At 33.4% G+C, this 7,832-nt stretch carries 9 protein-coding genes; all 9 read right to left on the minus strand.

Features of this window, described 5'->3' with window-relative positions:
• On the minus strand, window positions 1-663 hold a 663-nt coding region (locus ACMUOV_RS06970), incomplete at its 3' end, for a phosphomethylpyrimidine synthase ThiC (RefSeq protein WP_413854382.1).
• Window positions 660-1,289, minus strand: a complete 630-nt coding sequence (thiE, locus tag ACMUOV_RS06975; RefSeq protein WP_413854384.1) for a thiamine phosphate synthase — start codon at window positions 1,287-1,289, stop codon at window positions 660-662. The genes ACMUOV_RS06970 and thiE, both read right to left, overlap by 4 nt.
• A 58-nt stretch (window positions 1,290-1,347) precedes the next feature.
• Window positions 1,348-2,097, minus strand: coding sequence for a dihydroorotate dehydrogenase electron transfer subunit (locus ACMUOV_RS06980; RefSeq protein WP_413854386.1), 750 nt, complete (start codon window positions 2,095-2,097; stop codon window positions 1,348-1,350).
• The gene (locus ACMUOV_RS06985; RefSeq protein ID WP_413854388.1) at window positions 2,067-3,353 is read right to left on the minus strand and encodes a dihydroorotase; all 1,287 of its coding nucleotides are present in this window, start codon (window positions 3,351-3,353) and stop codon (window positions 2,067-2,069) included. Before ACMUOV_RS06985 ends, ACMUOV_RS06980 begins: the two co-directional genes overlap by 31 nt.
• Window positions 3,353-4,288 carry an aspartate carbamoyltransferase catalytic subunit gene (locus tag ACMUOV_RS06990; protein WP_413854390.1) on the minus strand — a complete coding sequence of 312 codons (936 nt, stop codon included), beginning with the start codon at window positions 4,286-4,288 and terminating at the stop codon, window positions 3,353-3,355. Before ACMUOV_RS06990 ends, ACMUOV_RS06985 begins: the two co-directional genes overlap by 1 nt.
• Window positions 4,289-4,358: 70 nt before the next feature.
• Window positions 4,359-4,868 (minus strand): DJ-1/PfpI family protein, encoded by a 510-nt coding sequence (locus ACMUOV_RS06995; RefSeq protein ID WP_413854391.1) that lies wholly within the window; start codon window positions 4,866-4,868, stop codon window positions 4,359-4,361.
• Between the two features lie 3 nt (window positions 4,869-4,871).
• On the minus strand, window positions 4,872-5,381 hold the full coding sequence (locus tag ACMUOV_RS07000) for a peptidylprolyl isomerase (RefSeq protein WP_413854392.1): 510 nt from the start codon (window positions 5,379-5,381) through the stop codon (window positions 4,872-4,874).
• Window positions 5,382-5,661: 280 nt separating this feature from the next.
• Window positions 5,662-6,453: an HlyD family secretion protein gene (locus ACMUOV_RS07005; protein WP_413854394.1), complete on the minus strand. Its 792-nt coding sequence runs from the start codon at window positions 6,451-6,453 to the stop codon at window positions 5,662-5,664.
• The coding region (locus ACMUOV_RS07010; protein WP_413854395.1) for a TolC family protein at window positions 6,443-7,832 on the minus strand (1,390 nt) is incomplete at its 5' end. The genes ACMUOV_RS07005 and ACMUOV_RS07010, both read right to left, overlap by 11 nt.

The following is a 7,832-nucleotide window of genomic DNA, read 5'->3' on the forward strand; positions in this document are numbered from 1 at the left end:
AACATCATATTTTTTTGCTATTTTTAAAAGTCTGTCATATTGTTCATAATAAGGATTTTCTTTTTTATTTGCTTTTATCCATTTAACAAGAAAAGAACCGCCTCTGCTGACAACCCCCATTAATCTCGGTTGCCTTTCAAGCATTGCAACCGTTTCCATATTAACACCGCAATGTATCGTCATAAAATCAACACCCTGCTCGGCTTGTTCTTCTACAACATCAAACATTAATTCGCTATCCATTTGTGAAATTTTTTTCTTACCGCCTCTGACCGTTTCACATGCAACCTGATATATGGGAACCGTTCCAACCTGAACGGGACATTGTGCTAAAATTTCTTTTCTCATTTCCGTCAAATTTCCGCCCGTAGATAAATCCATTATGGCGTCGGCACCGTATTTAACGGCTATTTCCATTTTTTCAAGTTCTTCTTTTATATTTATATGGTCCGGAGAAGTTCCCAAATTGGCATTTATTTTTGTTTTAAGTCCTGCACCTATTGCCCTCGGCATTTTTTGTATTCTCTTAATATTTTTAGGAATTACTATTGTTCCGTCACTAATACCTTTAACGATAAAATCAGTCGATAACTGTTCGTATTTTGCAACTTCTTCAACTTCCTTTGTTATGATATTTTTTTGGGATTGCTCTATTAAAGTCATTTATTCGTCCTTATATTTTTTATTATATTTTTTATTTCTTCAGCTTCTTTTTTTATATTTTTTGCACCGCAAACGGCTTGAACAACAGCCACTCCGTCGGCACCGGCCCCAATAACATCGGCAACATTACTTTTATCAATTCCGCCTATTGCTATAACAGGAATATTTTGAGATATTTGTTTAATATCTTTTAAAACCGATAAACCTCTTGTAACCGCATCCTGTTTTGTTTGGGTTGAATATATTGCACCGTGTCCTATATAATTTATATCTTGTTTTAAAGCAAACTTTGCCTGTTCGTAACTTGAAGCCGATAGTCCTATTATTTTTGAACTGCCTAAAATTTTTCTTGCATACTCAACCGGCAAATCTTTTTGACCTACATGAACACCGTCGGCATCAACAGCTGCCGCAATATCAACTCTGTTGTTAACTGTAAAAAGAACATCATATTTTCTACAGATTTTTTTTAAATCAACCGCTATTTTTAAAAAATCACCGTCGTGTAATGTATTATCTCTAAACTGTATCATATCGGCACCGCCCAAACAGGCTTGTTCTACCTGCCGATGATAAGAAACATCCGTTCTGTTTGAAGTAATACATAACAACTCGATTTTTTTCAACAACATTTTTTTATTATATAAATATACTCGAAAATTTGCAAAAAACTTTTAAAAATTTTTATAATAAGCTCATTTCAAAAACGGGACCGTCTTTACAAACCAATTTTTTTGTATTTCCTACATTTATGGCACAACCTTGGCAAACACCTATACCGCATGCCATTTTTTCTTCCAAAGAAACATATCCTTCAATATTTAATTTATTTACCGTTTTTATAATTTTATTTGCCATTATATTAGGACCGCAAACATAAACTATCGAATTATCTTTAATATTTTTATCGAATAAATCCGTTACAAAGCCCTTAAAGCCGCACGACCCGTCTTCGGTTGCAAAAAACAAATCAAATCCTAATTTTTTCAATTCTGAAACACAAAGTAATTCATTTTTATTTTTTGCTCCGTAGAACAACAACCCTTTTTTGTTAAGTTGCTTTGCCAAAAAATGAATTGAAGCAATACCCGTCCCGCCGGCAACAAGAAAAGGAATTTTATTTTTTCCCGGTTCCAACGGATAACATGATCCCAACGGACCCGTTATATTTATGCTGTCACCTTTTTTTAATTTCGACAAATAACCGGTTCCCCTTCCAACTACCTTGTATAAAAAAGAAACGGTTTGTTTGTCGGTATCATATATGCTTAAAGGTCTTTTTAAATAAGCATTTTCTACCGAAAGCATACAAAATTGTCCTGCACGGGCTGCTTTTGCAATTTCTTTTGCACAAATAACAATTTTATAAAAATTTAAACATATATGTTCGTTTTTTAATATTTCTACTTTATAATTCCATCTTTTAATGTCCAAGATATTTTCCCTCCGACAATTGTTGTCCAAACCGAACCTTTAAACTTTCTGCCGATAAACGGAGAATTTTTACTTTTAGATAAAATATCCTCTTTTTTATATTCGTATTCAATATTAGGGTCAATTATGGTAATATCGGCAATTGAACCGACTGCCAAATTGCCTCTGTCCTTTAACGAAAATATTCTTGCAGGATTGGCTGTTACTTTGGCAATTGCTTCGTCTAATGTTAAAACATTTTTGTCAACAAGCTCATTTAATATTAACGGCAGTAAAGTTTCAAACCCTATAATTCCAAACGGTGCCGAGTCAAATTCTTTACTTTTTTCTTCAAAAGTATGGGGTGCATGATCTGTAGCAATACAATCGATTGTTCCATCTTTTAATCCTTTTTTTATGGCTTGCACATCCTGCTTTGTTCTTAATGGAGGGTTCATCTTAAAATTAGTATCATAATTTTGAACGGAATCATCGGTCAACGAAAAATAATGCGGGCAAGTTTCACAAGTTACATTTATACCCTTTTTCTTTGCTTGACGAACAAGTTCAACAGAACCTGCAGTTGAGACATGTGCAATATGTAATTTACCGCCGGTAAGTTCACAAAGCATAATATCTCTTGAAACCATTATTTCTTCACTTTGTCGCGGTATTCCTCTAAGTCCGAAAATCATTGAATTTTTTCCAGCATTCATTGAACCGTTTTTAGATAATTCTTTGTCTTCACAATGTGACACCACAGGAAGCCCGAACATTTTTGTATATTCCAATGCTCTTCTCATAACCTGTGAATTTGATACGGGAACACCGTCATCGGATACTGCAACAATACCGGCTTTTTTTAAAATACCGATTTCTGCCAACTCTTGACCTAAAGAACCTTTCGTAATACAACCTATCGGAAAAACATTAACTTTTCCTTCCTTTTGTGCCTTCATCAAAATATATTCTACCGATGGAGCATTATCCGTTACCGGTTTGGTGTTTGGCATACAAAGAACGGTTGTAATTCCGCCTTTACACGCAGAGGTTGTTCCTGTTTTTATTGTTTCTTTTTCTTCCTGTCCGGGTTCTCTTAAATGAGAATTAACATCAATCAAACCCGGAATTGCAATTTTACCTTTTCCGTCAATGACAACATCCGGTTTATAATTAAGTTTGGCTACAATTCTTTTATTTTCTATAAATAAATTACCGACTTTATTAACTTTATTTGCAGGGTCTATAATTTTTATATTTTTTATATGTATAGCCATTATTTTCTCCTTTTAGCTCTGTTTGCAGCCAACAAACTTAACACTGCCATTCGCACGGCTATTCCGTTTGTTACCTGTTCGTTTATAACAGCCGACGGACTGTCTGCAACTTCAGAAGAAATTTCAATGCCTCTGTTCATGGGCCCCGGATGCATAATCATAACACCTGATTTTGCTTTTTCCAATCTTTTCTTTGTAACCTGATAAAGTTCAACATATTCGTGAACGGAAGGAAACAAATTAGCTTGCTGCCTTTCCATTTGAATTCTTAAAATATTTATAACATCAACATCTTTTATTGCTCTATCCAAATCATAAAAAACTTCAACACCGAGTTCTGTTATTTTACTCGGTATAAGTGTAGGAGGTCCAACTACCCTTATTTTTGCACCAAACTTAGTTAAAGCCCAAATATTCGATTTTGCAACTCTGCTGTGCAGAATATCACCGACTAAAAGAATTTTTAAATCTTTTATTCTTTTCTTTTTTTCAAAGATAGTATAAAAATCAAGTAATCCTTGTGTGGGATGTTCGTGAAAACCGTCACCGGCATTTATAATTGAGGCCTGTAAATTTTTGGCAAGTAAATGCGGGGTTCCGGCAAGTGTATGCCTTATAATAAAAATATCCGCTTTCATTGCCTGAAGAGTTTTTGCAGTGTCAACCAAACTTTCACCCTTAACTACACTTGATGTTGCAGTAGCTATACTTACAACATCCGCCGACAATCTTTTTGATGCTATTTCAAATGAAGTTCTTGTTCTGGTGGAAGGTTCATAAAACAAATTAACAACCGTCTTTCCTGCCAAATCCAAAGATTTATTTGAAGAATTGGTAAACAAATCTTTAAATTCTTCCGCCTTTTTGATTATTGTTGCAATTTCATCTTTACTTAAGTTTTCCAAACCTAAAAGATCTTTTCTGTTAAAAGACATATTTCCTCTTTTATTGGCTGAAGAGCTGAAAAGCTGAACAGCTGATAATTTAAACGGCAATTTGTAATTGTTAATTTAAAATTTTATCTCTTAAAATTTTTCCAAATTGCTTTGCGGACATTGGTCCGTTGCCCGTTATAATATTACCGTCAACTTCAACATCTTGTGCCGTATAATTTGCACCGCCCGCAATTAAAGCAGGTTCTCCGTCCGGAAATACGGTTGCTTTTTTACCTTTTAAAACACCTGCATTTGCAAGTATAGTCGGTGCAATACAAATTGCACTTACTATTTTATTTGCATTATAAAAATCATTTACCAGTTTATGAATAAATTTATCATCAAAATATATTGCAGAGCCCATACCGCCGACAAAAAATATACCGTCGAAATCTTCAACTTTTATATCGGTAACAAGCATTTGACTTTGTGCTTTTATTTTAATTTTACCGAATATCTCACCTTTAACGGTACTTGCCGTTGTTACCTGAATGCCCGCCTTTTCAAGAATTTCTTTTGGTTCAATATATTCTTCATCCCTAAAAGTTTTCGGTGCCGTAACAAATACTATTTTTTTCATTTTTTATCTCTCTATTGTAATTTTTTTTATGACAACAGGTTCCAAAGGAGAATCCGAAAAATCGCAATCAACTCTCGCTATTTTTTTTACGATATCCAAATCCTTACTGCTTACAACTTCGCCGAAAATAGTATGATGTCCGTTAAGCCACGGAGTTTTTACTTCGGTAATAAAAAATTGTGAACCGTTTGTATTAGGACCGGCATTTGCCATTGCCAAAAGTCCGGGTTTATCAAATTTTAAAGAAGAATCTATCTCGTCATCAAATTTATACCCCGGTCCGCCGGTTCCCGTTCCCAAAGGACAGCCCCCTTGTATCATAAATTCCGGAATAACTCTGTGAAATGTTAAATTATCATAAAAAGGTTTCTTTACTTTTTTACCAGTTTTAGGGTCGGTCCATTCTTTAGTACCTTGTGCAAGTTCAACAAAATTTGCAACCGTTTTATGTGCTTTTTCAGGGAACAACTCAATTTCAATTGTTCCCATAGATGTTTCAATTATTGCTTTCATTGTTTTTTTCTCCGTTTTTAAAATATTATTTATTTCTTTATTAACTTCTTTTTTCCAGTCTGCAAAAATAGTTTTTGGTATGAAACAAGAAAAGATAAATGACGCAACAACTAAAATGATAATATAAAATTTACCGTTCATAATTTATAATAAAAATATTTTCTTAGATTTAATAATAAACATTACCAATATATTCCGCAAAATAAGCAACGTCATATTTATTATACATTATAAATTATACAATGTAAATTTAACGTATATGTTTAATATTGACCGCAATTTACTTTATTACAGCTGTCATTCCGGGACGGATATTATCCGGAACATCTTTACTTCTTGCCCTTATTTCAAAAGTTTTTAAATCGTAATTATTCTGTTGATTTGTCGGTTTCCATGAAGCAAAGTTTGCCATGGCAGAAACATAAGTTATTTCCATATTAACCGTATTTTTCAATGCAGGAATATAAACATTTATTTGTTTACCTTTTTGAAGATTATTTAATAAATCTTCCCTTATATTAAAAACCACCCAAATATCTTTTGTGTCAAGCAATGTAATTATAGGATAACCTGTTGCAACAAGTTCACCGGGATGTGATATAATTTGAGTAACTTCACCGTCAATAGGTGCAGTTACCGTAAGTTCATCATAATATGCCATTATCTCGTTTTTTTGTCCTTCAATTGCATGTATTTTTTGTAAAGCGGCATTATACTTGTAATTTATTTCATCAAACTGCTGTTTGGGAACGACTCCGTCATCATAAAGATTTTTAATTCTGTTATATGTTTTCTCGGCCAACTCATATTGTTCTTGTGCTTCTTTTAAAGCAGCATTAACGGTTTTTAATTTTGCATCCAATTCTTTTCCTTCAAGTCTGCCGAGGATTTCTCCTTTTTTAACGGTTTGTCCCTCAACGACAAATATTTCTGCTATTCTTCCGGGAACTTTTACACCGATATCTATTTCGGTAGCATCAACTTCACCCGAAATTGTTTCTTCCTGCTTTGAACAACTTATATTTAACAATGAAACAAAACAAAACATAAGAATTAAAATTTTATTTTTCATATTTTAAATCCCCGGTAATATTATTCATCAACAATGCAGATTTCCCGCATATATCAATTAATTTTGCATATGCAACATTGTATTCATATAAGGTCTGCAATTGTTCCAACATAACTTTTGATACGGCAAGTTCCGCGTCTATTACCTCTATTGAAGTCGCCAAACCTTCTTTGAAAGATTGTTTATAAAGTTTTAAATTTTCTTCCGTTAATTCCTGTGAACTTTTTAAACTTTCGTATCTCTGCTTTGCAGTTTCAACTTCATGATGATATTTTTTAACCCCTGTCGTTATCATTTTATCCGTGTTTTTAATATATAAATCTATCATTTCAAGCTGTGCGGAATAAGCTTTATTTTCGTTATAGTCGGAACCTCCGTTAAAAATATCAAGCCGTGCATTAATTCCGGCAACCCATTCCGGATCAAATACGGTTAAATTTTCTTTATAAATTTCATATTTACCGAAAGCCGCTATTGTAGGTAAAAAATTCCCGTTTATTGCTTTTTTCTTTTGTTTAATTAAATTTTTCTTTTCGTTTAATTCTTTTAAAACAGTATTATTACTTTTTGCCGTTTCTACATAATACTGCACATCTTTTAAATTTTCCAATATATTTATATCGGTAGCAAGACTTGTATTTTGACAATCCTTTCCTATTATATTTGAAAGGACAACAAGTGCCAATTGAAAATCTCTTGCGGATTTTTCATATTCTATTGTCGCTTGTGAAAGCGCGACATCAGCCCTTAATTTATTTGTTTTGGCTATCATACCGACATTAAATAATTTTTCGGCATTTGCGGCATGTTGTTTTATGTTATTAAGGTAATTAAGTCTTATATTTAAAACTTCCTGTGCAAGTTCAGCTTTAAAATAACTTTCTATTACCGATGTTATTGTTGAATTTAATGTTTTTTCCTGTTCTATTGCGGAAATATCGACTTCTGTTTGTTTTGCTTTTGAATTTGCCGATATTTTCCCGCCGGTATATAACGGCCATACAACTCCTGCGGATAATTTATAAAATAAGTCATCTTGAAATTTCATATCAAAATCGGGAATTGATGAATTTAATTTTTGTGTAAAAGCGGCAACCACGGCGTCGGAAGCCCCGGTAGCTTTTAAAGTAGCGGCACTTGCACCGATAACAGCCGACCTTGCATCGGCAAGCTTTAAAATAATCGGATCATTTATTTTATTAACGGAACCTTCCAAAAAAACATTAGGATAATTTTTACCTTTGGCGGATTTTAATTGATATTGTGCAAACTCTTTTGATTTGGCGGAAGCATTTATAAGTTCATTATTTGAAATTGCAAGCTGCAAAGCATCCGCCAATGTTAAAACAGTTTCAGCGCATAATCCCGAAGAAACTGCA

Source organism: Candidatus Ruminimicrobium bovinum, assembly GCF_902760015.1.
GTDB classification, from domain to species: domain Bacteria; phylum Elusimicrobiota; class Endomicrobiia; order Endomicrobiales; family Endomicrobiaceae; genus Ruminimicrobium; species Ruminimicrobium bovinum.

Coding starts and splice junctions, on each gene's coding strand:
- ACMUOV_RS06985 (WP_413854388.1), bottom strand. CDS start 3,353: ATGGCTATACATATAAAAAATATAAAAATTATAGACCCTGCAAATAAA.
- ACMUOV_RS06990 (WP_413854390.1), bottom strand. CDS start 4,288: ATGTCTTTTAACAGAAAAGATCTTTTAGGTTTGGAAAACTTAAGTAAA.
- ACMUOV_RS06995 (WP_413854391.1), bottom strand. CDS start 4,868: ATGAAAAAAATAGTATTTGTTACGGCACCGAAAACTTTTAGGGATGAA.
- ACMUOV_RS07000 (WP_413854392.1), bottom strand. CDS start 5,381: ATGAAAGCAATAATTGAAACATCTATGGGAACAATTGAAATTGAGTTG.
- ACMUOV_RS07005 (WP_413854394.1), bottom strand. CDS start 6,453: ATGAAAAATAAAATTTTAATTCTTATGTTTTGTTTTGTTTCATTGTTA.